This is a genomic window from Mesorhizobium sp. B3-2-1 (assembly GCF_006439515.1).
Lineage (GTDB): Bacteria > Pseudomonadota > Alphaproteobacteria > Rhizobiales > Rhizobiaceae > Mesorhizobium.
Map to the genome: position 1 here is coordinate 36,165 of NZ_VFTI01000038.1, position 21,736 is coordinate 57,900.

The following is a 21,736-nucleotide window of genomic DNA, read 5'->3' on the forward strand; positions in this document are numbered from 1 at the left end:
AGGGGAAATTCAATAACCGTGGAAGGCCGATTAGACAGAATTCTGTCTCACGAAATCCACCTAGAGGATTGCAGCATCCTAGGCTAACGAGTTACCGAGCCTTGGGCTATCTACGGCGAGGTAAGGCGTCGTCTTTTGTGCGGAAGTCGCTCAAGGTCGCGCTCGACAGTCGGTGTTCCGCGACCTGTCTTCACCATCCCCGAATCTCGGGGTATCCTCTCTCCGGCTTGGGGAGACATCACATGCGCACCACTCTAGACACCGTCGCCGCTCTCGGCCTCGCCATCGGCGGCATCTTCGGGCTTGCCGGCACCTTCGTGACCAGCGATGCGCTGCGCGAAACGCTGTGGGCGATCGATGGCGTGGCGCTGGTCGTGGCGACGGCACTGCTGACGATGAAGTATCAGCGCCTCGGCAATGATTGCGTCGCCGCGGGGTTCCTGACCTTCCTTGCCGGCGAGAGCCTGCTTCTGGCCGGCAATGCGGCGGGCCTGCAGGCCAGCGTGCCTTCCTATGTCGGCGGCATCTCGCTCTGGGCGGCGGCGCTGATCATGGTCAGCGTACCGAATACGTTCGCGCCGTGGATGCGGTTGACCGCGCTCGTGGCCGCCGTGCTGTTCCTGGTGTCGGTTGGCATGGTGCTGTGGGGCGCGCCCTTGCTGCCGACCTCGGCGCCGCTGCCGGCGGCAGGCTATCCCTTCCTGGTGGCGACCTTCGCCGGCTGGATCTGGACGCTGCTGAGGCCGGCGCGGTGAGCGGGACCGGGCGCGGCGCTTCTTCCTTCTCCCCTTGTGGGAGAAGGTGGATCGGCGCGTAGCGCCGAGACGGATGAGGGGTGCGTACAGAGTGAGAGGGTGACGTGTTTCGCGCCGATTTGGTGCGGCTTTTGATGGTGCCGCCAAGCTGGAACACCCCTCATCCGTCTTGCCGCTTTGCGGCAATCCACCTTCTCCCACAAGGGGAGAAGGAAGAGCGCTCTTCACCGTCCGGTCTGCACGTGCGCATTGACATCGCGCGAATACCGGCGCCTTTGGACCTCGGCCATTGGGGGCTAAGGGGACTATCCATGAAAAAGACCTATGCAAGGCCGACGCTGAGCAAGCGCGAGAAGCTTTCGGCCGTGACGGCCGGAGTCTGTACAATATCGCACCCCTGCGATTAGCTTCCCTTCAAGGCCTGCCCAGCCGGGCGGACCTTCCCGCGCTGGCGCTGAACGGCGCCTTCTACAACCTGTCGTCGATCCGCGATGAAGTCTCACGCGAGGGTCGGTACGAATTCGTACCAATCGCCCGGCTCGGTTGATCGCGCGGCGCGGGGCCGGTACATAAATCGGGCGGCGGACCTTTATAAGGTCGCTAGTGGCCGGCGCGGGGCTCAGGCAATTGTCTCACCGGCATCGCGCCGGCCATCTTCCCAAATGATAAGAGTGTGGGCCAAAGGCGCTCCGCATCGCCCGCGGCTCCCGGTGCTGACTTTCGCCGGTTGGATCCAGACGCGGCTGAGGGCCGGGCGGTAGGTGGTACGTCGAGGTCAATCCCCGTCGGAGACAGGAAAATCAGCGTCGGCGCCGCCCCTCACCTGCCTGCCGGCATCCTCTCCCCGTAAACAGGGCGAGGGACGCTGTCATGGCGGCTTTCGCCAATCAATCGCCAGCGTTTGCGGAAAATACGCGGCGTTGCGGCCAGCTACTCTCGCCCCGTTTACGGGGAGTTGAGGAGCGGTCCGCATAGCGGACGAAAAGCCAACTGCTTGGCTTTTCGAGCGACGAACGCCGGCAGGACAGTGAGGGGCGGCGCGACGTCTAAGGTTGGCGCCGCGACCGCCTCAGCTTTCGATCCAGACCTTCTCGAAATGCTGCTCCAGCGCCTGGTGCTGTTCGCAGCCTTCGATCCCTTTGCGGTAGGTGCGGTAGACCGAGCGCCAGTAGGGCTGGATGATGATGCCGGAGTCGCGCAAATTCTGCTCGATCTTGGCCATGATCTCCTTGCGGGCCTTGGGGTCGGGCATGGCCAGCGCCTTGTCGAGCAGCTCGTCGAACTCCTTATTGGCGTAGGCGCTTTCGTTCCAGGCGGCGCCGGATTTGTACGCCAGCGCCAGCACCTGGACGCCGAGCGGGCGGCCGAGCCATTCGGTGCAGGAATAGGGGAACTTGCTCCAGTCGTTCCAGAAGGTGGCGGCGGGCAGCACGGTGCGCTTGATCTTGAGGCCGGCCTCGCGGATCTGCGCGGCGATGGCGTCGGCCGTGTTCTTCTGCCATTCGACGTCGACGGAGATCAGCTCGTATTCGTGGTCCGCCTTGCCGGATTCGGCGAGCAGCTTCTTCGCCTGATCCACGTCGCGTTTGGCCGGGCCGATATCGGCGTATTCGGGGTGCATGGGGCCGACATGGTGGTTGTCGGCGGGCTTGCCGCGGCCGTCGAGGCCGAGCTTCAGCACGGCCGAATTGTCGACGGCGAGCTGGGCGGCGCGGCGCACCTTGACGTCGTCATAGGGCGCGTTGCCGACATTGAAGCGGGCGACGATGGTCGAGCCGGTGGCGATCTCGGAATTTTCGAGCCCCATCTTCTCCGTCTGCGAGACGGCGTCGGAAGCGGTTTCGTGGTCGGTGTCGATCTCGCCGGATTCGAACGCCGACAGCATGGCATTGGGGTCGGAGCCGTAGTCGATCCACTGGATGCCATCGAGGTAGAACTCGCCCTTCCACCACGGCTTGTCCTTGCGCTTGACCTCGGCGCCGGTCTCGGCGTCCCATTTGACCAGCTCGCAGGGGCCGGTGGTGATCGCCAGCGCCTTCAGCGGGTCGCCGTCGCCGTCATAGGAGCGGTGCATGATCAGCGCGGGATAGTCGGCCATGCCGGCGATCAGCGAAATGTCGGGTTTCGGCAAATTGAGTTTAATCGTGAAGTCGTCGACCTTCTCGATGCCGCCATCGACCACCTTCTTGGTGTCGGCATTAACCAGCGCGCCCATGCGCGCGGCGACCGAGTTGCCGGCAACGCCGGCCTCGCACCAGCGGGTGAGGTTGTGGACGACATCGTCGGCGTTGAAGGCGTCGCCGTTCGACCAGGTGATGCCCTTGCGTACATGCAGCGTCAAGGTCCTGGCGTCGTCGCTCATCTCCCACTTTTCCAGCAGCCAGGGCTCGAACGAGAAATCGGTGTTCCAGCGCACCAGATATTCGTTGCAGTGGCGCGCGACATTGGACATCTCGACGCCGTCGAAGGTGCGCGGGTCCTTGAAACCCTTGACGTTCATGGCGACGCGCAAGGTCCCGCCCTTCTTCGGCTCGGCGGCGCGGGCCGGGGTCGCGGCGATGCCGCCCAGGGCAAAGGCGCCGGCGGCGCTGACGCCGAGCCCGGCCATCAGCGCCAGATATTCGCGGCGGCTGATGCCGCCCGTCCTGAAATCGTCGGCGACGGGTTTGGCGCGCGGGTGGAGCTTGCGGTCGGTCAGCATGAATTTCATCGTCGTTCCCTCTTTTGTTGGTAGATGCCGCCCAAAAGTGCCCAGCGGTTTCGGGACGGCATGCACGAAAACAGGCGCGCCAAGGCGGGGCGGCTGCATCAGCCGGGGCGCCATCGCCCTGAGAGGGAATGATAAAGCGGGGGGAGGCGGGAAAGTGTTCTGGAATCCGCAGGAGTTGTGCGCTGCTCCGCACGGGGGGATGAGCGGTGTGGTTCAGAATTGGCCGACCGCCGAGTTCCTTCACACCCCCCTCTGTCCTGCCGGACATCTCCCCCGCAAGGGGGGAGATTGGCAGCTTCGGCGCTCCGCCGACTTTGAGACGTTGGAGATTGGCGAAGGCAAAACACGACATCCGATCTCCCCCCTTGCGGGGGAGATGGCCGGCAGGCCAGAGGGGGGTGCTGTCCCGCCAGCGTTGCCGAGATGACAAAGGGGATGACGCCAACAAAAAACCCGGCACGAGGCCGGGTTCTTCAAGCGATCCCTGTCAGCCGAGATCAGCTCACCTTGGTCTGCGAGGCGGCCTGGTCTTCGGCGATCTTCTGCTGGAACATCTGCGCGAAATCGATCGGGTCGAGCATCAGCGGCGGGAAGCCGCCATTGCGGGTCGCCTCGGCGATGATCTGGCGGGCGAAGGGGAACAAAAGGCGCGGGCATTCGATGAACAGGATCGGCAGCATGTGCTCCTGCGGGAAGCCCGAAATGGCGAAGACGCCGCCATAGACCAGCTCGACGTTGAACAGCACTTCCTGGTCGAAGGAGGCCTTGGCGTTCAGCGTCAGGTTGACGTCGAACTGCTTTTCGGAGAGCGGGTTGGCATTGACGTTGACGTTGATGGCGATGCCGGGCGCCTTGTCGCGGCCGCGCAGCGAGTTCGGCGCGCCGGGGCTTTCGAAGGACAGGTCCTTGACGTACTGGGCCAGCACGTTGAGCGAGGGCTGCGTCGCGCCGCCGTTGCCGTTTCCGTTGGCGCCGACCGGCGCGTCGTCATTGCTGGCCATGAGCCTGTATCCTTTTGCCTGGGCAGCGTTGCTGACCGAATTGAAATCGGGCGTTCGCTACCATGGCCGACATGACAAGACAAGGTTTGCCGCCTTCGGGCTCGGGGGCATTTGCTTGCGTTGGAGAAGTCAATTGTCGAGGTCAGCGCTGCCCCTCACCTGCCTGCCGGCATCCTCTCCCCGTATAGTGACGGGGAGAGGGGTGCTGTCATCGGCGATTTCGCCAATCGTCGGCGTTGCGGGATTGAGCGCCAGCGCCGCAATCAGCCCTTTCTCCCCGTCACTATACGGGGAGAAATGCCCGGCAGGGCATTGAGGGGCGGCGCCGACGTCGGGAACGGGGCGGCACTCAGTCGTCCTTCAGACGCCGCCAGGGCGAATTGTGGTCCGGGCCGCGCTTCAGGTCGTCCTCGCGCGAATAGTCGCCGTCTTCGAGGTCGATGACCTTGTCTCGCTGCCGGCGGAAGCCGCTGGTGGAGAAATCGGTGGCGACGACGATGCGGCCCTTCAGCCTGTTCCAGGCAAGGTCGCGCAGCGGCGGCAGGAACAGCAGCAGCCCGATGATGTCGGTGATGAAACCGGGGATGATCAGCAGGATCGCCGCGACCACGATCATGGCGCCATGGGCGAGCTGGCGGCTGGGGTCGCGGCCGGCTGCCATCTCGGTGCGGATACGGGTCATGACGCCGAAACCCTGGTGGCGCAGCAAAAGCACGCCGGCGAAGCTCGAGGCCAGCACCAGGCCGACCGTCGCCAGCGCGCCGACCTCGCGGCCGACGACGACGAAACCGGCGATTTCCAGCAGCGGCAGCGCCAGGAGAAAGAAGGGAAGCAGCGAAATACGCAAGTCTTTACCGACCATTCGATTGGTTTTGTCCCGCCGGCCGCCAATCGCCGCTGGCATGGAGGCTGTTAGATAGGTATGCCTGCCTTTGATTTGAATGATTGCGCCTTGCGTTCTATATGCTTTGAATGTTGAACGCTATGCGACCGCGGCCTGTTGGCTGGACGGTCCGGCCTAGAGGCAGGGATTGATTGGCGGAAGATATGGGCTTCTTCGACTTCGGCACGATTTTCTTCCTGATCGCGGCGGTGGTGATCTTCTTCCAGCTGCGCAACGTGCTGGGCCGTCGGACCGGTAGCGAACGGCCACCCTTCGATCCCTACACGGCGGCGCGCACCGACAAGGACGCCACGCAGAAGCCCGAGAACGTGGTTTCGCTGCCGCGCAAGCGGGCGCCCGGCGAGCCGGCGCCGGCCGACGCCTATACGGCGATCGACGCCTTCGCCAAGCCCGACACAGATCTCAACAAAGGCCTGCGCGCGATCAAGGACAACGACCCGTCCTTCGATCCAAAGGGGTTCGTCGACGGCGCCAAGATGGCCTATGAGATGATCGTCATGGCCTATGCCGACGGCGACCGCAAAACGCTGAAGAACCTTTTGTCACGTGAAGTTTTCGACGGCTTCGTCGCCGCGATCGGCGAACGCGAGGCCAAGTCGGAAAAGATCCAGTCCTCCTTCGTCGGCATCGACAAGGCCGACATCGTCTCGGCCGAGATGAAGGGCGGCGAGGCGCATGTCACGCTGCGCATCATCAGCGAGCTGATCTCGGCGACGCGCGACAAGGCCGGTGCGGTCATCGACGGCGATCCCGAAACCGTGGCCGAGGTCAAGGATGTCTGGACCTTCGCCCGCGACACGCGCTCGCGCGATCCGAACTGGAAGCTCGTCGCCACCGAAGAAGAAGACTGAGCCCAGAACAGGCGGGCTCCGGTGTCGCTGTCGCCTCTCCTTGTTGAAAGATCCTTCGGCGACCTACCCGGTTGGGGCGACGACGACCATCTGCCGGCCTTCGCGGCCTTTGCCCGGTCCGCTTTCCATGCGCCGATAAAGCCTTATCGCAGCGGTGCGCTGGGCGTCGATTTCGGCGCCTTCGCCGAGGCCTATGCGCAAGCGCGCGGTCTTTCTGCCGTGACCGGAGCGCAGGCCCGCGCCTTCTTCGAGCGCCATTTCGTCCCCATGCTGGTCCGGCCGGAGACCGGCGCCGGGCTGGTCACCGGCTTCTACGAGCCGCAAGTCGAGGCTTCGCCGGTGCGGACCGAGCATTTTGCCGTGCCGCTGCTGTCGCGTCCGGCCGACCTCGTCGATGTCGACGACGCCAACCGGCCCGCCGGGATGGATCCCTACCACGCCTTCGCCCGCCGGACGCCGGACGGGCTGGCCGAGTATTTCGACCGTGGCGCGATCGAACGCGGCGCGCTCGCCGGGCAGGGGCTGGAGATTGCCTGGCTGGCCGACAAGGTCGATGCCTTCTTCATCCATGTGCAAGGCGCGGCGCGGCTCGCCATGACCGATGGCCGGCTTTGCCGCGTCACCTACGCCGCCAAATCCGGCCAGCGCTTTACCAGCCCCGGCAAGGTGTTGAGCGAGCTCGGCGAAATCCCGCTCGCCGAGGTGACGATGCAGTCGATCCGCGCCTGGTTCAAGGCGCATCCGGAGCGTATCGACGAGATCCTGTGGCAGAACCGCTCCTACATCTTCTTTCGCGAGGCCGCGGTGGATGACGCGGCGCTGGGGCCGATCGCGGCCGCCAAGGTGCCGCTGACGCCGGGCCGCTCGATGGCCGTCGATCGGCTGCTCCACACATTCGGCACGCCTTTCTACATCGACGCGCCGACGCTCACCGCCTTCGACAAAAGACCGTTCCGGCGGCTGATGATCGCGCAGGACACCGGCTCGGCCATCACCGGACCGGCGCGCGGCGATCTGTTCGCCGGCTCGGGCGACGCCGCCGGCGAGATCGCCGGCGTGGTGCGCAACGCGGCCGATTTCTACGCGCTGGTGCCACGCGCGCTGGCCGGGGGCGCATGATGAGCAAGCGCCCGGACAAGCTCAGCGAGGATGACCGGGTGCTGTGGAACCTGGTGGCGCGCACCGCCAAGCCGCTCAAGGGCCGCGCCGCCGTCGACATTCCAGACCTGGCCGTCGATGCCAGGCCGACGCCGGCCCAACCGGCTCAGCCCGCCGCCGGCCTGGCTGGCGCGGCAAAGCCGAAGGTCCAGCATGTCACGCACCGGCTCGACGAGCCGACGCTGGACAAGTTGCAAAAAGGCCGGCTGCCGATCGAGGGCCGCGTCGACCTGCACGGCATGACGCAGGACGAGGCCTATTCGCTGCTGTTCTCGTTCCTGCACCGGGCGCATGCCGGCGGCGTCCGCTATGTACTGGTCATCACCGGCAAGGGGTCGTCCTCGGGCGGCGACGGCGTCTTGCGGCGTGCCGTGCCCGCTTGGCTGTCGACGCCGGCGTTCCGGCCGCTGGTCTCCAGTCACGACCATGCCGCCCGCAACCATGGCGGCTCGGGCGCGCTCTACATCAGGCTGCGGCGGGCGCGCTCGTGAGGCGTAGAGCCGGGAGACCGGGCGCATGACCCCGTTCGGCGAGAAGCTGCGCGCGCTGAGGGCCGAGCGCGGCGTCAGCCAGAAGGATATGGCGGCGGCGATCGGTGTCAGCGCCGCTTATCTGTCGGCGCTCGAGCATGGCAGGCGCGGCGCACCGACCTGGACGCTGATCCAGAAGATCATCGGCTATTTCAACATCATCTGGGACGATGCCGAGGAGCTGGCGCGGCTGGCCGAGGCCTCGCACCCGCGCGTCAAGCTGGACACGTCGGGTCTTTCCCCCGCCGCCACCGAACTCGCCAATCTTCTGGCCGAAAACATCGAGAAGCTGGATGAGGCCGCGCTTGTGCGCATCACCGCCTCGATCCGCGCGGCATTGGGCCGGCGATCCTAGAAGACAGCGCCCGCCGGCGAGCAGCCAGCGGGCAGCCGTGGCGGGATCATTGCTTGCCGGCCGTGCTGCCGCCATTGTTTCCCCGGCCGCCATTGCCCTGATGGTCGCGGCCACCGTTGCCGCCGCCCAGGCAGTCCGACGCGCCAGCGCTGCAACAACGGCCGCTCCACAGGTCGTTGAGATTGGTGTTGGCGCAGCTTGGGATGGTCTGGCCGGCCAGAGCAGATCCGGTCAGGGCCGAAGCGGCGGCGGCGGCGAGAAGGGTATTTCGCAGAAAAGCAGTCATTTGAAGTCTCCATGATTTGGGTTTCTATCGTCCACGGCTGTGTGTCGCCGGGCGAACGGAAATGGTTCACGGAGGATGAAAGATTTGCGGGATAGCGATGCGAGACGCGCGATCGGCAACGTCGGCGCCGCCCCTCATCCGCCTGCCGGCACCTTCTCCCCGTGAACGGGGAGAAGGGAATTTCCCGCGCCGTCGCCGCTTGTCCTGCAACGTTGGCGATTGGCGAAAGCAACGACAACGGCGTCTTTCTCCCCGTCACTATACGGGGAGAAATGTCCGGCAGGACAATGAGGGGCAGCGCTGCCCTTTGCTAAAGATAAACGGACACTTTCATGGGCACGAAAGCTGCCGCGGTTCGAACCGCGGCGCTCTTTGCTACTGCACCGAGCCGACCAGGACCTGCTGGCCGCCGCGGATCGAGACCCAGCGGCCGGTGTTGTCGATCGCCTGGCGCTTGAGGAAGCGGTAACCGGTCTCGTCCCAGGGTTTGACCTTGTCGGTCAAATTGTCGAGCACAAAGTCGCCGCCGTCGGTGCGCACCGTCAGTACGGCGTGGCCCTCACCGTCGGGCTTGCGCACGACGGTTATCAAGAGATCGGCGAGCGAGATGCCCATGCGGGACAGCTGGCGCCGCTTCTCCAGCACGTAGTCCTCGCAGTCGCCGACGCCCTTGTCGGGATAGGCCCAGACCTCGTCCTTGCCGTATATGTCCATGTCGCTCATCGGCTTGACGGCGGCGTTGACACTGGCGGTGACGTCGACCAGCTTGCGCATCAACCCGTCGGTCAGGGTGGCCGGCGCCAGGTTGGCCGGGCGGATCGAGCATTCGCCCGGATGCTGCTTGCAGAAATCGTAGTGGCCGATCGGCTGCGAGGTGAGGCCCCCGGTCGCCATGGCGCCCGACGCCCAGGCCGGTGCCATCCAGCCTCCCGTTAATGCCAGCCCGGCTGCCGCGCATACGCGCAGCCTTCGCATGGTTGAGGAATTCATTGTCCCCGCTCACCCTGTTGTTAACGAAACGTTAAGGGCGATTTACACTCCGTGTCAATTAAAGACATCGAGTTGATTGGCGGCATGGTTACCCGCCGGGAGGGAAAGCGGCGCTCGTGCAACGGAATCGGACCCGCGGCCGGTTCCGTTTCCAAACTCCCTACCGCTTGGCGGTGCGGACCAGCTTCGGCTTCACCGCCACCCGGTTCTGGCGGCCATAGCTGGTGATGAAGTCGACGATGCGCGGCACGATCTCGGAGCGGAAGCGCGAACCGTTGAAGACGCCGTAATGGCCGACCGCCGGCTGCACGTAATGCGCCTTCCTGTCGGCGGGGATGTTGACGCACAGGTCCTGCGCCGCCCTGGTCTGGCCAAGGCCCGAAATGTCGTCGTTCTCGCCCTCGACCGTGAACAGGGCGACGTTGCGGATAACGGACGGATCGATCCTGGCGCCACGATGCGTCATCTCGCCCTTGGGCAGGGCATGGCGCACGAAGACCGTGTCGACGGTCTGCAGGTAGAATTCTGCCGTCAGGTCCATCACCGCCAGATACTCGTCATAGAAGTCGCGGTGCTTTTCGGCATTGTCGCCATCGTCCTTCACAAGGTGCATGAAGAATTCCTTGTGGGCGATGATGTGGCGGTCGAGGTTCATGCTCATGAAGCCCGACAGCTGCAGGAAGCCGGGATAGACCTCGCGGCCGAAGCCCGGCACCGGCCAGGGCGCGCGCATCACGACATTGTCGCGGAACCAGTCGATGCCCTTTTCCTCGGCGAGCAGATTGACGGCGGTAGGGTTGCGGCGGGTGTCGATCGGCCCGCCCATCAGGGTCATCGTCGAAGGGACGAAGGGGTCGCCCTTCGCCTCCATCAGCGCCACGGCCGCAAGCACCGGCACGGAAGGCTGGCACACGGCCATCACATGCGTGTCCGGACCCAGCGTGTGCAGCATGTCGATGATGTAGTCGATATAATCGTCGAGATCGAAGCTGCCGTCGGCCAGCGGCACCATGCGGGCGTCGACCCAGTCGGTAATGTGGACATCGGCATGGGGCAGCATCGCCTCGACCGTGCCGCGCAGCAGCGTGGCGTAATGGCCTGACATCGGCGCCACGATCAAAAGCTTCGGGTCGGCCTTGCGCCCGGCTGGAACGGCGCGCTCGAACCGGACGAGATTGCAGAACGGCTTCGACCAGACGGTCTTTTCGGTGACCGCGACGCTGTTCCAGTCGACCACCGTCTTGGCCAGGCCGAATTGCGGCTTGCCGTAGCGGCGCGTGGTGCGCTCGAACAGTTCGGCGCCCGCCGCGATCGATCGGCCCCAGTGCGTATGCGAAACCGGGTTGAGCGGATTGGAGTAGAGAAACCGGACCGCGTCGGCATAGAGCCGCGCCGGCTGCAAGGCAGCATGGTTCATTTCGTAGAGCTGGTAGAACATACGTTACCCCGCGCCCGAAGGGACGACGAGCAGCGCCGAGCCCTAGATGTCTCGCGGGGAGGTTAACAACTAATTGCTGCGATGCAATACGTCACGTGGCGTGACGAATGCTTCTTTTCGCCCAAAGCCTTGAAAATCGGCCCCGGACGGCACAGCCGGCTCAATGTGCGGTGCCGAAATGTGTAGGATATGTGTCAGGTCTCGGCGCCGGACACCTGGCCATGATCCCGGTAGCTTCGCGCTTTGCTCCGCTGATCCGCGGTCCGGGAGAGATCACAAGAGACGGTCAGGTCAAACGCGCGTCATGCAGACGGACGTCTGACCGGAGCCGATGAAGCCGAGCTGGCCTGCGGCGCCTTTCGACAGGTCGAGCACGCGGCCCTTGATGAAGGGACCACGATCGTTGATGCGCACGACGACGCTGCGGCCGTTGTTCTTGTTGGTGACCCGCAATTTGGTGCCGAACGGCAGCGTGCGGTGGGCGGCGGTCAGCGCCGAGGGGTTCATACGCTCGCCCGATGCGGTCCTCGAGTGCAGCGCGTACCAGGAAGCGCGGCCACACTGGCCGGCGGCGGCGGTTGCCGAAGTTGCGGAGGCGCCGACCATCAGGCCAGCAACGATCGTTACCGCGACAAGCGCGGTCTGTTTTGGGGTCTTCATACTTGGGGGATGGCTCCGTTTTTGACAGACCCCAGCCGTTAGGAGGAGAATAAGGCACGAAATGCGGCAGTGATCTGGCGGTTCCATGGCGAGATCACACGTTTGGAGTCAGCGGGTAACAGTCTGTCAGGGACTTTTTGGCGCTCCAGGACCGGTTTCTGATGATGTTTTGATCGGCACGAAGGACTTTTAAGACAAGATTATGCATTGATCTTCAAATAGAAGTCTGCACGATCTGGCCACTTCCTTCGGCTCTTTCATCACGGCGATAGCGCCGAAATCGATCGACTTGAAAAGCGGGATTCGACAATGAGACTGATCAAAAATCTGCTGGCCTTGATTGTGCTGGCCATCGGTGCGCTGTGGTCGCTGCAAGGCATCGGCGTGGTCGGCGGCAGTTTCATGACCGGCCAGTCGCAATGGCTCTATATCGGCCTCGCCGCCATGCTGGTCGGCCTGGCCGGGCTGGTGTGGGCGAACCGTTCGCGCGGGTAAGCCGCGCTTGGCCCCTTGTCGCGACGCACTTCCGGCGGCGATCTTGTATTTGGCGGACCTGTGTTCGCCCGAAAGCGACTTTCGCGATCGCACCATGTTCGCCTGAGTGCAGTCTGGTATTTATCGGGGGGGCGGCGCGTGGCCGAACAACTTCCGTTCTCAACTATAAGACGGCGGGACTTAAGTCTTGCGCACCGGTAGGCCTTGGTCCGAGGGGCCTTCAAACGTTCTGGACTTGTCCATTGGACGTTCCGTACTTTAGCCAATTGAGATATACACAGTTTGAAGCAGACCTATTTCAAAGGCGTTCTAATCCTCGGCCGTGTTGACGTGCATCTCGGTCGGCACAAAGAGCCATTCTGGTTCGGCGCATCGATCACTCGTTCTACCCCAAGTAGCGCCAGATCGTGCACCAGATTGCGATTTCAAGCTGGCCATGGACCCGCCGGGAAAAGAATGGCCGGTGCGGGGGATGCTTGGGTTGAAAGCGGGTCGCACCGGCCATTGCGGGTTAGGCTTCGATTTGGGATCGTCCCCCGCATGACCAAGCTACATATATATTAGCTGCTACTCAACTAAGACTGAAGTCCCTCCTGCTGCCAGCCGGAGGATAGCGTTTCGCCGGTGAGGTCAGCACTTTACGACGCCCCCCTCTGGCCTGCCGGCCATCTCCCCCACGGGTGGGGAGATTGGCAGCTTCGCTGACTGTGGTCTCCCCTCAACGGTCGAAGAATAGCGAAGGCCAGGGTGATGCCGATCTCCCCCTTGCGGGGAGATGTCCAGCAGGACAGAGCGGGAGGGTGTGACGGAACTCGGCATAGGGATCGAATCCGGGTCGACCGTTCTGTGGCAACCGCCGCTGGAATTTCATTCCTCGTCTGGCCGCCGGATTGGCACGATCTATCTTCTTTCCAACAGCGATCGGCTGGAAAAGACGCTAGGTTGATCCATGGAGGCTCCGACATGAGCGAGCACAGAAAAGCCATAGCCGACGGTGCCGACGGCGCCCCATCGGACACCGCAACGTCCCGTCTGCGTAAACCCTATGCCTCGGTGCTCGATCTGATCGGCCAGACGCCCATCGTCGAGCTGACCAGGTTCGACACGGGAAAATGCCGGCTGTTCATCAAGCTCGAAAGCCAGAACCCGGGCGGCTCGATCAAGGACCGTATCGCGCTATCGATGATCGCGGCGGCGGAGAAGGACGGCAGGCTCAAGTCCGGCGGCACCATCGTTGAGGCGACCGCCGGCAATACCGGCCTTGGCCTCGCCCAGGTCGGCATCCCCAAGGGTTACCGCATCATCCTGGTCGTGCCAGACAAGATGTCGCGCGAAAAAATCCAGCATCTGCGCGCGCTGGGCGCCGAAGTGCACATGACGCGCTCCGATGTCGGCAAGGGTCATGCCGAGTATTACCAGGACATGGCCGAGAAGATCGCCGCCGAACTGCCCGGCGCCTTCTATGCCAACCAGTTCGCCAACCCGGCCAACCCGCAGGCGCATGAGACGACGACCGGACCGGAGATTTTCTCGCAGCTTGACGGTGATGTCGACGCGGTGGTGGTCGGCGTCGGCTCGGGCGGCACGCTGACCGGGCTTGGCCGCTTTTTCGCCAAGGCGTCGCCGAAGACGGAGATGGTGCTGGCCGATCCGGTCGGCTCGGTGCTGGCGCCGCTGATCAAGACCGGCAAGATGGAAGAGGCGGGAAGCTGGACCGTGGAAGGCATCGGCGAGGATTTCGTGCCGCCCAACGCCGATCTGTCGCTGGTCAGGAAAGCCTATTCCATCACCGACAAGCAGAGCATGCTGGCCGTGCGTGATCTCCTGTCACGCGAAGGCATCCTGGCCGGTTCTTCCTCCGGCACGCTGCTGTCGACGGCCCTGCGCTATTGCCGCGAACAGACGACGCCCAAGCGCGTCGTCACCTTCGTCTGCGACAGCGGCAACAAATACCTGTCGAAAGTGTTCGACGATTTCTGGCTGGCCGAGCAGGGGCTGGCCGAGCACGAACAGCATGGCGACCTGCGTGACCTCGTCATGCGCACCCACCGCACCGGCGACACGGTCTATGTCGGGCCGGATGAAAGCCTGCTCAACGCCTATGGCCGCATGCGGCGCTCCGATGTCTCGCAATTGCCGGTGCTCGACAATGGCAAGCTGGTCGGCATTGTCGACGAAAGCGATATTCTCGCCCATGTCGACGGCCCCTATGACGGGCGCTGGGAACGCTTCAGCGGACCGGTGCGCTCGGCGATGACGTCCAGCCTGCACACGCTGCAGGCCAGCCAGACGCTGGACGTGCTGCTGCCGGTGTTCGACCGCAACGAGGTCGCCATCGTCTTCGACGGCGACGAGTTCGTCGGCCTGATTACCCGCATCGACCTGATCAACCATCTGAGGCGCCGCGCAAAATGACCACATCCGGCAAGAATCGCCTGGCCTTCTCCACCCGCACCATCCATGGCGGCCAGAGCCACGACCCGCTGACGGGTGCCGTGATGGTGCCGATCTACGCCACCTCGACCTATGGCCAGCAGTCGCCCGGCGTGCACAAGGGTTTTGAGTATGCCCGCAGCCAGAACCCGACGCGCTTCGCCTTCGAGCGCGCCGTGGCGGACCTGGAGAGCGGCTCGGCAGCCTTCGCCTTTGCTTCGGGCCTGGCATCGATCGCCACGGTGCTGGAACTGCTCGATTCCGGCGCCCATATCGTCGCCACCGACGACATCTATGGCGGCTCGTTCCGGCTTATGGAGCGGGTGCGCAAGCGCTCGGCCAACCTGCGGGTGAGCTTCGTCGATTTCACCGACCTTGCGGCGGTCGAGGCGGCGATCCGGCCGGAGACCAAGATGCTGTGGGTCGAGACGCCGACCAACCCGCTGCTGCGCATCGTCGACCTCGAAGGCGTCGCGGCGCTCGCCAGGCGCAAGGGCATACTGACTGTCGCCGACAACACCTTCTGCAGCCCCTATATCCAGCGGCCGCTGGAGCTCGGTATCGACATCGTCGTCCACTCGACGACCAAATATCTGAACGGCCATTCCGACATGGTCGGCGGGGTGGCTGTGGTCGGCGACAATAAGGATCTCGCCGACCGGCTGAAATTCCTGCAGAATGCCATCGGCGCCATATCGGGTCCGTTCGACAGTTTCCTGGCGCTGCGCGGTTTGAAGACCCTGGCGCTCAGGATGGAACGCCATTCCACCAACGGGCTGAAAATCGCGCAGTGGCTGGAAACCCGCAGGGACGTGCGCCGCGTCATCTATCCCGGCCTCGCCAGCCATCCGCAGCATGCAATAGCAGTCCAGCAGATGCATGCTTTCGGCGGCATGATATCCGCCGTGCTGGATCGCGACCTTGCCGGCACGAAACGCTTCCTCGAACGCACGCGGCTGTTCACGCTGGCCGAGAGCCTCGGCGGGGTGGAGAGCCTGATCGAGCACCCGGCGCTGATGACGCATGGCTCCATTCCCGCCGGGAAGCGGGCGGAGATCGGCATATCGGATTCACTGGTGCGGCTGTCGGCGGGCATCGAGGACGGCGATGACCTGATCGCGGACCTGGATCAGGCGCTGGGGGACTGAGTGGCTTCGCTGAGACGAGGCAATAGTCGAAGCTGGCGCCGCCCCTCACCTGCCTGCCGGCATCCTCTCCCCGTATAGGGACGGGGAGAGGGGCGCTGGCATCGATGGTTTCGCCAATCGCCAACGTCGCAGAACAAGCGCCGACATTGCGGCCCGCCCTTTCTCCCCGTCTCTAGACGGGGAGAAATGCCCGGCAGGGCAATGAGGGGCGGCGCCAAGGTTCCGGATAGGCAATTGACCCCAGGCGCCATTCGCCCGAGATGTAGCGTCCATGGCCACGCGCGAACCACCGAAACCCGCCGAAACCGTCACCTTCGCGGTGCTCGTGTTCCCCGGCTTTCCGATGATGGCGTTCAGCTCGGTCATCGAGCCGCTGCGCGCCGCCAACATACTGGCGAAGCGGGAATGCTACCGCTGGATCATCGTTGGGGCGACCCAAGGTCCGGTTGAGGCGTCCAATGGCGTCGTCATCCAGCCGGGGTTTTACGCCGAGGCGGCGCCCAAGGTCGACCGCATCGTGGTGTGCTCGGGCGGCGACGCCGATCACCTCGTCGCCGAGGACGCGGCGAGCTGGATCCGCCGCAGCCTGCGCGGCGGCGCCCATATCGGCGCGGTGGCGGACGCGGCGTTCTTCCTGGCGCGCGCGGGCCTGCTCGACGGCCATGCCTGCACCTTGCACTGGACCAGCCAGGCGGCCTTCACCGAGGCCTTCCCCAACATCGAACTGCGGCGCGACCTCTACGTCATCGACCGCAAGCGCTTCACTTCGGCCGGCGGCGTCGGCAGCCTCGACATGATGCTGGAGATCATCACCCGCGACTACGGCGCCGAGCTTGCCGCCAGCGTTGCCGAATGGTTCGTGCACAGCCCCTTGCGATCGAGCGTCGACCGCAAGCTGATGCCGCTGCGCCTGCGCACCGGGGTGCAGAACGAACTGGTGCTGTCGGCCATCGCCATCATGGAGGATGCGGTGGAGGAACGGCTCGGCATGGCCGAACTGACGGCGAAGCTCGGCGTTTCCTCCGACAAGCTCGAACGCTCCTTCCGCTCCGAACTCGCCATCTCGCCGAACGGCTATTACCGGCGGCTCAGGCTGAAGCGCGCCGCCGATCTGCTGGCACACTCGACGCTCGCCGTGCGCGACGTGGCGCTGGCTTGTGGGTTTGCCTCGATGTCGAGCTTTGCCCGGGCTTTTCGGGAAGAGCACGGGCATGCGCCGAAGATGGCGCGAAGGCATTAGGCGCAGTCAGCGGGTCAACCGCGCCGAAGGAATAGCAGGTAAAAAGCCATGAACATAAAAACTATCCCAATATTTGCAGCCAGCCGCCCCCAGAATTGACCTCTGAAGAACAGGAAATCCATACCGACTATAACCACCACCATCGCCACCACGTAAAGCGCAATGGCTACTTGTCTGCTCATGGGAACTTGATTCTCCTTTTCAAGTTCGCCAGCACGTGACCTGACGTGCCGGTGCTCCATTACCCGGCCAGAATAACGCGGTTGCGAGGTTCCGCAAAGACGCTTGCCGTATGCGACGTCGCGCTGGCCTGCGGCTTTGCCTCGATGTCGAGTTTTGCCAGGGCTTTTCGCGAGGAGCACGGGCATGCGCCGAAGATGGCGCGGAGGCATTAGGGGGCGCGCCGATGCGGTGAGAGGTCGGCGGGACAGCGCCCCCCTCTGTCCTGCCGGACATCTCCCCCGCAAGGGGGGAGATTGACAGCTTCGCCAACCTCGCCTTCTTGTCCAACGTCGGAAAATTAGCGAAAGCCGAGGAGACATCCGATCTCCCCCCTTGCGGGGGAGATGGCCGGCAGGCCAGAGGGGGGTGCTGTCCCGCCGGCGTTCCGTATCTCCAGCGGCATCTCGCACAACCTATGCGGTTTTCCGCACAATCCCTCCGCGCCTGCTGCGCCATGGTCAAGCCTTTCACCCACCCAAGGCCTGGCACCCATGAGCATCGTCGTATTCGACCCCGACAGCACCGAGGACGTCGACTTCAAGGATCGCATGCGCCATCCCGTTGCGGCCGACCCTGCCGGCGGCATGTGGCTGTCCGACACGGAGCCGTCCTTCATCGATGCCGACGCCTTGCGCAAAGGCCGGCTGGCGAAACTGCGCGGCTGGATGCGCGACGCCGGTTATGGCGGCGTCGTTTTGTTCGACCCCTACAACCAGCGTTACGCCACCGGCTCGCGCAACATGTTCGGCTATTTCCTGCGCAACTCGACCCGCTATTTCTTCATTCCGGCCGACGGGCCGATCGTGCTGTTCGAATATCCGCAGAGCTACCATGTCTCGATGGTGCTCGACACGATCGACGAGGCGCGTCCTTCCAAGCTTGTCTGGTCTTCCGTGTCCGGCCGCGACGACGAGACCGCCGGCCCCTTCGCTGACGAGATCGCCGAGTTGCTGAAGAAGCATGGCGGCGGCTCGATGAAGCTCGGGCTCGACCGCTGCAGCCACCTGCAGGCGCTCGCCCTGGAAAAGCGCGGCTGCGAGGTCCGCGATTGCCAGGGCGAGATCCTCGCGGTGCGCGCGGTGAAGACGCCTGAGGAGGTGAAGTGCCTGCAGGTGTCGATGGCCGGCGCCGAGGCGGCGGTCTATGCGGTGCGTGAGGCGATCAAGCCCGGCGTATCCGAAAACGAGCTGTTCGCCATCATGTATGGCGAGGTCATCCGCCAAGGCGGCGAGTTCATCGAGACCCGGTTGCTCACCTCGGGCCAGCGCACCAATCCCTGGTTCAACGAAGCCAGCGGCCGCAAGATCAGGCCCGGCGAATTGCTGGCGCTCGATACCGACACGATCGGCTGCTACGGCTATTATTCGGATTTTTCCCGCACCTTCCGCTGCGGGCCGGGCAAGCCGACCCCCTACCAGAAGTCGCTCTACCGCATGGCGCACGACCAGGTTCAGCACAATATTTCGATCGTCAAACCCGGCATGGCTTTCCGCGAGATCGCCGAGAAGGCGTGGAAAATCCCGGACCGTTTCGTCGACCAGCGCTACACCTCGGTCATGCACGGCGTCGGCATGCATGGCGAGACACCGTTCATCGCGCATGCCATGGATTACGAGACCTATGGCCGCGACGGCCATATCGTGCCAGGCATGGTGGTGAGCGTGGAAAGCTATATTGGCGAGAAGGGCGGCCGCGAGGGCGTCAAGCTGGAGGACGAGATCCTGATCACCGACACCGGCACCGAGCTTCTGTCGCGCTTCCCCTACGAGGACGCGTTTCTGGAGAAAGAGGTTTGATGCTGGTTGCTCACCTCAGCGACGTGTCGCATTTGAAGAACGAGCGCCTTATTCCGTGGCGCCCCCCGCTGCCCCTCCAGCATTTGGAAATATCTTGGGGCGAAGGCCCATCCACATGAAAGCCCCCATCTCCATCAAGCGCGGCACGGTGGCCGCCATCTTCATCGACCTGCAGGAAGAGCACCGGCAGGACCCACGCTACCTCGTTGAGGGCTACGAAAAGATCCTCGCCAACGTCCAGCGCCTGCAGGCCACGGCGCGGCAGAACCATGTGCCGCTTCATCACTGGGCCTATATCGTCGATCTCGACAGCCAGGTCCGGCCCTTTCATCCCACAGGCGAAGACGGCAAGTCGGCCTTTTCCGACAAGAGCGACCCGCTGACCGAAATCTGCCACGAGGTGGCGCCGGCAGATGGCGAGGCGCTGCTGATCAAGGCGGAGGCCAGCGCCTTCCGCTCCGGGCCGGCGGGCGACCGGCTCAAGGCTTCCGGCATCGAATGGCTGGTTATATCGGGCGTGTGGACCGAGGCCTGCATCGACGCCACCGTAAAGGACGCGGTGACGATGGGCTTTCGCGTACTTCTGGTCAAGGACGCCTGCGGCAGCGGCAGTGCGGCCATGCACCAAACCGCCATCCTCAACCTCGCCAACCGGCTCTATGGCGGCGCCGTCACCGACACCGATAGCGCCTGCCGGCTGCTGGCCGGCGAGAGCGTCGCCGCCTGGCAGGTCGAAGGCTCGGTACCCCTGCGCTTCAGCTTTGAAAACGCCGCCCGCCTCTATGCCGAGCTTTGACGTGCCCGCAGGACCGAGATGACCAGCCGCGGCAAATATGGGTCCTGGCTCGACCCGGCGCTCTGGGCCTATATCGACAGCGTCAACGCCTGGTACCCGCCCGAGATCGCCGGCCTGCCGGTCGACAAGCAGCGCGCGGTCTATGCCAGGATGTCCCGGGCCTTCCACCAGGGCCGTCCGCCTGGGGTCAAGGCCAGCGACAGCGTGATTGCCGCTTCGAGGCATGACATCCCGGTCCGCCGCTACCGGCTCGCCGGCGCGGCGCCGCGTGCGGCAGTGCTCTATTTCCATGGCGGCGGCTTCATCCTCGGCGGTCTCGAAAGCCATGACGACATCTGCGCCGAAATCTGCGCCGGCAACGGCTTCGACGTGCTGTCGGTCGACTACCGGCTGGCGCCGGAGCATCTCCACCCCGCCGCCTTCGACGATGCGCTGGCCGCTTTCGAATGGGCGGCCGCAAGCATCGACCTGCCGCTCGTGCTCTGCGGCGAAAGCGCGGGCGGCAATCTGGCGGCGGCGGTGGCACAGGCCACGCGTCACCATCCGCACGCCGCGATCGGCCAAGTGCTGATCTATCCCGGTCTCGGCGGCAACGAGGCGATGGGCTCGTATGTCGAACACGCTGACGCGCCGCTGCTGTCGACAGGCGATGTCGCCTTCTACCGCGACGTTCGCTCGATCAGGCGGCAATCGCCCGACGATCCGACCTTCTCGCCGTTGCGCGACGCCGATTTTTCAGGCCTGCCGCCAACGGTGATCGTCACGGCCGAGTGCGACCCGCTGTCGTCGGACGGCGAGGCCTATCGCGACCGCATCCTGGAAGGCGGTGGCAAGGCCTGGTGGCACGAGGAACCCCGTCTCGTGCACAGTTTCCTGCGCGCCCGCACGACCGTACCGGCCGCGGCGGAAGCCTTTGCGCGCATCATCGCGGCGGTTGCCGCGCTGGGCCGGGGAGAGTGGCCGTACTGAGGCCGTTTTTCACGGACGGCTTTTATGAGGACAGCGCCTGGGCTGCTTCCTGGGAGGCGGCCTTCAACCACAGCGCCTTTTCGCCAAGCGTGGTGACCATGGCGGCGTGCGCCGCGCGCTCTGTTTCCGTGAGACGCGGCACGAGCGGCGCCGGGCGTTCGGCGACGATGATCTCGATCTGACGGACATTGTCGCCGCCCAGCGATGGCGCGGTGGCGCTGTCGAGGATCAGTGCGGCCTGCTTGCCGCCGATCAGTTCGATATAGACCTCGGCCAGCAACTCGGAATCGAGCAGGGCGCCGTGCTTGGTGCGCTTGGTATTGTCGATGCCGTAGCGCCGGCACAGCGCGTCGAGCGAATTGGGACCCATCGGGTGCTTGCGGCGCGCCAGGGCCAGCGTGTCGACGACAAGCCCGTTATCGACCGGCGGGTGACCGAGCCGGCCGAATTCGACGTTGAGGAAGCCGATATCGAACGTGGCGTTGTGGGCGACCAGCTTGGCGCCTTCCGTGAATTTCAGCCATTCCTCGGCGATTTCGGCGAAGCTCGGTTTTCCCGCGAGATCGGCCGCGCTGATGCCGTGCACGGACTGCGCCTCGGCGTGGATCGCGCGGCCTTGCGGGTTGATATAGTGATGGAAGGTCCTGCCGGTCGGAAAACGATTGACCAGCTCGACGCCTCCAAGCTCGATCACGCGGTCATCGCGCGAATCGAGGCCGGTGGTTTCCGTATCGAAAATGATCTCACGCATCGAATCAGGTCGCTCCTGGGAGCAGAATCGTCAGACCGGAACAAAATGGCAATGGGCAACCGTGCTGGCTAGGACAATCACACAAGTTTGCGCTGCCCCTCATCGCCCTGCCGGCGGCAGCCTCGGTGCTCCCCTTACAACGCAGGAGATTGGCGAAACCCTTCGCGAAGTTGTCCAGCGGATAGATGGGTAACAGAATGAACCGGATACATAGGTAACAGTTTTCTCCCCCTAAGATGCGGTTGCCG

General features: G+C 64.3%; 21 protein-coding genes and 1 pseudogene. 13 read left to right on the top strand and 9 right to left on the bottom strand.

All coding sequences use genetic code 11. The annotated features are described in order from the left end of the window. Positions 1 to 242: 242 nt before the first annotated feature. Complete coding sequence (locus FJW08_RS32575; protein WP_181183078.1) at positions 243 to 755, top strand: hypothetical protein; 513 nt, start codon at positions 243 to 245, stop codon at positions 753 to 755. Between the two features lie 1,069 nt (positions 756 to 1,824). Here the strand turns inward: FJW08_RS32575 and FJW08_RS28475 are convergent. The 3 genes from FJW08_RS28475 to FJW08_RS28495 form a co-directional block, all read right to left on the bottom strand. Then, a complete protein-coding gene (locus tag FJW08_RS28475; RefSeq protein ID WP_140813220.1) occupies positions 1,825 to 3,465 on the bottom strand; it encodes an ABC transporter substrate-binding protein in 1,641 nt (546 codons plus the stop codon). A 497-nt stretch (positions 3,466 to 3,962) separates the two neighbouring features. Beyond that, entirely contained in the window at positions 3,963 to 4,466 is a 504-nt protein-coding gene (secB, locus tag FJW08_RS28485) for a protein-export chaperone SecB (protein WP_140813221.1), read from the bottom strand. Between the two features lie 349 nt (positions 4,467 to 4,815). Then, positions 4,816 to 5,313, bottom strand: a complete 498-nt coding sequence (locus tag FJW08_RS28495; protein WP_140813235.1) for an FxsA family protein — start codon at positions 5,311 to 5,313, stop codon at positions 4,816 to 4,818. A 200-nt stretch (positions 5,314 to 5,513) separates the two neighbouring features. On the opposite strand from FJW08_RS28495, the gene FJW08_RS28500 reads away from it, so the two are divergent. The 4 genes from FJW08_RS28500 to FJW08_RS28515 are packed head-to-tail and all read left to right on the top strand — an operon-like array spanning position 5,514 to position 8,264. Continuing rightward, complete coding sequence (locus FJW08_RS28500) at positions 5,514 to 6,221, top strand: Tim44/TimA family putative adaptor protein (RefSeq protein ID WP_140813236.1); 708 nt, start codon at positions 5,514 to 5,516, stop codon at positions 6,219 to 6,221. A 21-nt stretch (positions 6,222 to 6,242) separates the two neighbouring features. Continuing rightward, complete coding sequence (locus FJW08_RS28505; RefSeq protein ID WP_140813222.1) at positions 6,243 to 7,340, top strand: murein transglycosylase A; 1,098 nt, start codon at positions 6,243 to 6,245, stop codon at positions 7,338 to 7,340. Then, on the top strand, positions 7,340 to 7,870 hold the full coding sequence (locus FJW08_RS28510; protein ID WP_140813223.1) for a Smr/MutS family protein: 531 nt from the start codon (positions 7,340 to 7,342) through the stop codon (positions 7,868 to 7,870). The genes FJW08_RS28505 and FJW08_RS28510 overlap by 1 nt, the downstream gene beginning before the upstream one ends. Before the next feature lie 25 nt (positions 7,871 to 7,895). Further along, entirely contained in the window at positions 7,896 to 8,264 is a 369-nt protein-coding gene (locus tag FJW08_RS28515; protein WP_140813224.1) for a helix-turn-helix transcriptional regulator, read from the top strand. A gap of 46 nt (positions 8,265 to 8,310) precedes the next feature. Here the strand turns inward: FJW08_RS28515 and FJW08_RS28520 are convergent, their stop codons facing one another. From FJW08_RS28520 to FJW08_RS28535, 4 genes are all read right to left on the bottom strand, one after another. Further along, positions 8,311 to 8,550, bottom strand: a complete 240-nt coding sequence (locus FJW08_RS28520) for a hypothetical protein (RefSeq protein WP_140813225.1) — start codon at positions 8,548 to 8,550, stop codon at positions 8,311 to 8,313. 375 nt (positions 8,551 to 8,925) lie between these two features. Continuing rightward, entirely contained in the window at positions 8,926 to 9,540 is a 615-nt protein-coding gene (locus FJW08_RS28525) for a transglutaminase-like cysteine peptidase (protein ID WP_140813226.1), read from the bottom strand. Between the two features lie 160 nt (positions 9,541 to 9,700). Further along, complete coding sequence (locus FJW08_RS28530; RefSeq protein WP_140762267.1) at positions 9,701 to 10,978, bottom strand: polyhydroxyalkanoate depolymerase; 1,278 nt, start codon at positions 10,976 to 10,978, stop codon at positions 9,701 to 9,703. A gap of 291 nt (positions 10,979 to 11,269) precedes the next feature. Continuing rightward, a complete protein-coding gene (locus tag FJW08_RS28535; RefSeq protein ID WP_140762270.1) occupies positions 11,270 to 11,638 on the bottom strand; it encodes a septal ring lytic transglycosylase RlpA family protein in 369 nt (122 codons plus the stop codon). Positions 11,639 to 11,947: 309 nt separating this feature from the next. Between FJW08_RS28535 and FJW08_RS32580 the strand changes: the two genes are divergently transcribed. The 4 genes from FJW08_RS32580 to FJW08_RS28560 all read left to right on the top strand — a co-directional run bounded on the left by FJW08_RS32580 (position 11,948) and on the right by FJW08_RS28560 (position 16,954). After that, positions 11,948 to 12,133 carry a hypothetical protein gene (locus FJW08_RS32580; protein ID WP_181178733.1) on the top strand — a complete coding sequence of 62 codons (186 nt, stop codon included), beginning with the start codon at positions 11,948 to 11,950 and terminating at the stop codon, positions 12,131 to 12,133. 963 nt (positions 12,134 to 13,096) lie between these two features. Next, a complete protein-coding gene (locus FJW08_RS28545; protein WP_140813227.1) occupies positions 13,097 to 14,548 on the top strand; it encodes a pyridoxal-phosphate dependent enzyme in 1,452 nt (483 codons plus the stop codon). Further along, positions 14,545 to 15,714 (top strand): PLP-dependent aspartate aminotransferase family protein, encoded by a 1,170-nt coding sequence (locus FJW08_RS28550; protein WP_140813228.1) that lies wholly within the window; start codon positions 14,545 to 14,547, stop codon positions 15,712 to 15,714. Before FJW08_RS28545 ends, FJW08_RS28550 begins: the two co-directional genes overlap by 4 nt. 271 nt (positions 15,715 to 15,985) lie before the next feature. Beyond that, positions 15,986 to 16,954, top strand: a complete 969-nt coding sequence (locus FJW08_RS28560) for a GlxA family transcriptional regulator (RefSeq protein ID WP_140813229.1) — start codon at positions 15,986 to 15,988, stop codon at positions 16,952 to 16,954. A gap of 14 nt (positions 16,955 to 16,968) precedes the next feature. Here the strand turns inward: FJW08_RS28560 and FJW08_RS32585 are convergent, their stop codons facing one another. Then, a complete protein-coding gene (locus tag FJW08_RS32585) occupies positions 16,969 to 17,136 on the bottom strand; it encodes a hypothetical protein (protein ID WP_181183080.1) in 168 nt (55 codons plus the stop codon). Positions 17,137 to 17,235: 99 nt separating this feature from the next. On the opposite strand from FJW08_RS32585, the pseudogene FJW08_RS33320 reads away from it, so the two are divergent. The 4 genes and pseudogenes from FJW08_RS33320 to FJW08_RS28585 form a co-directional block, all read left to right on the top strand. Next, positions 17,236 to 17,349, top strand: a pseudogene (locus tag FJW08_RS33320) (helix-turn-helix domain-containing protein); the annotation flags it as partial. A gap of 318 nt (positions 17,350 to 17,667) precedes the next feature. Then, complete coding sequence (locus tag FJW08_RS28575) at positions 17,668 to 18,972, top strand: Xaa-Pro peptidase family protein (RefSeq protein ID WP_140813230.1); 1,305 nt, start codon at positions 17,668 to 17,670, stop codon at positions 18,970 to 18,972. Positions 18,973 to 19,087: 115 nt separating this feature from the next. After that, positions 19,088 to 19,768, top strand: a complete 681-nt coding sequence (locus FJW08_RS28580; protein ID WP_140762284.1) for an isochorismatase family protein — start codon at positions 19,088 to 19,090, stop codon at positions 19,766 to 19,768. Between the two features lie 18 nt (positions 19,769 to 19,786). After that, positions 19,787 to 20,737, top strand: a complete 951-nt coding sequence (locus tag FJW08_RS28585; RefSeq protein WP_140813231.1) for an alpha/beta hydrolase — start codon at positions 19,787 to 19,789, stop codon at positions 20,735 to 20,737. A 22-nt stretch (positions 20,738 to 20,759) separates the two neighbouring features. Here FJW08_RS28585 and dnaQ read toward each other — a convergent pair whose 3' ends face one another. After that, the gene (dnaQ, locus tag FJW08_RS28590) at positions 20,760 to 21,488 is read right to left on the bottom strand and encodes a DNA polymerase III subunit epsilon (protein WP_140813232.1); all 729 of its coding nucleotides are present in this window, start codon (positions 21,486 to 21,488) and stop codon (positions 20,760 to 20,762) included. Positions 21,489 to 21,736 lie beyond the last annotated feature (248 nt).

Bases quoted from the DNA above. Each gene is read 5' to 3' on its own strand.
- FJW08_RS28560 (WP_140813229.1), top strand. From the start codon at position 15,986: ATGGCCACGCGCGAACCACCGAAACCCGCCGAAACCGTCACCTTCGCG.
- FJW08_RS28575 (WP_140813230.1), top strand. From the start codon at position 17,668: ATGAGCATCGTCGTATTCGACCCCGACAGCACCGAGGACGTCGACTTC.
- FJW08_RS28550 (WP_140813228.1), top strand. From the start codon at position 14,545: ATGACCACATCCGGCAAGAATCGCCTGGCCTTCTCCACCCGCACCATC.
- FJW08_RS32575 (WP_181183078.1), top strand. From the start codon at position 243: ATGCGCACCACTCTAGACACCGTCGCCGCTCTCGGCCTCGCCATCGGC.
- FJW08_RS32585 (WP_181183080.1), bottom strand. From the start codon at position 17,136: ATGAGCAGACAAGTAGCCATTGCGCTTTACGTGGTGGCGATGGTGGTG.
- FJW08_RS28580 (WP_140762284.1), top strand. From the start codon at position 19,088: ATGAAAGCCCCCATCTCCATCAAGCGCGGCACGGTGGCCGCCATCTTC.
- FJW08_RS28515 (WP_140813224.1), top strand. From the start codon at position 7,896: ATGACCCCGTTCGGCGAGAAGCTGCGCGCGCTGAGGGCCGAGCGCGGC.
- FJW08_RS28500 (WP_140813236.1), top strand. From the start codon at position 5,514: ATGGGCTTCTTCGACTTCGGCACGATTTTCTTCCTGATCGCGGCGGTG.
- FJW08_RS28525 (WP_140813226.1), bottom strand. From the start codon at position 9,540: ATGAATTCCTCAACCATGCGAAGGCTGCGCGTATGCGCGGCAGCCGGG.
- secB (WP_140813221.1), bottom strand. From the start codon at position 4,466: ATGGCCAGCAATGACGACGCGCCGGTCGGCGCCAACGGAAACGGCAAC.
- dnaQ (WP_140813232.1), bottom strand. From the start codon at position 21,488: ATGCGTGAGATCATTTTCGATACGGAAACCACCGGCCTCGATTCGCGC.
- FJW08_RS28510 (WP_140813223.1), top strand. From the start codon at position 7,340: ATGAGCAAGCGCCCGGACAAGCTCAGCGAGGATGACCGGGTGCTGTGG.
- FJW08_RS28545 (WP_140813227.1), top strand. From the start codon at position 13,097: ATGAGCGAGCACAGAAAAGCCATAGCCGACGGTGCCGACGGCGCCCCA.
- FJW08_RS28585 (WP_140813231.1), top strand. From the start codon at position 19,787: ATGACCAGCCGCGGCAAATATGGGTCCTGGCTCGACCCGGCGCTCTGG.
- FJW08_RS28475 (WP_140813220.1), bottom strand. From the start codon at position 3,465: ATGAAATTCATGCTGACCGACCGCAAGCTCCACCCGCGCGCCAAACCC.
- FJW08_RS28520 (WP_140813225.1), bottom strand. From the start codon at position 8,550: ATGACTGCTTTTCTGCGAAATACCCTTCTCGCCGCCGCCGCCGCTTCG.
- FJW08_RS28535 (WP_140762270.1), bottom strand. From the start codon at position 11,638: ATGAAGACCCCAAAACAGACCGCGCTTGTCGCGGTAACGATCGTTGCT.
- FJW08_RS28530 (WP_140762267.1), bottom strand. From the start codon at position 10,978: ATGTTCTACCAGCTCTACGAAATGAACCATGCTGCCTTGCAGCCGGCG.
- FJW08_RS32580 (WP_181178733.1), top strand. From the start codon at position 11,948: ATGAGACTGATCAAAAATCTGCTGGCCTTGATTGTGCTGGCCATCGGT.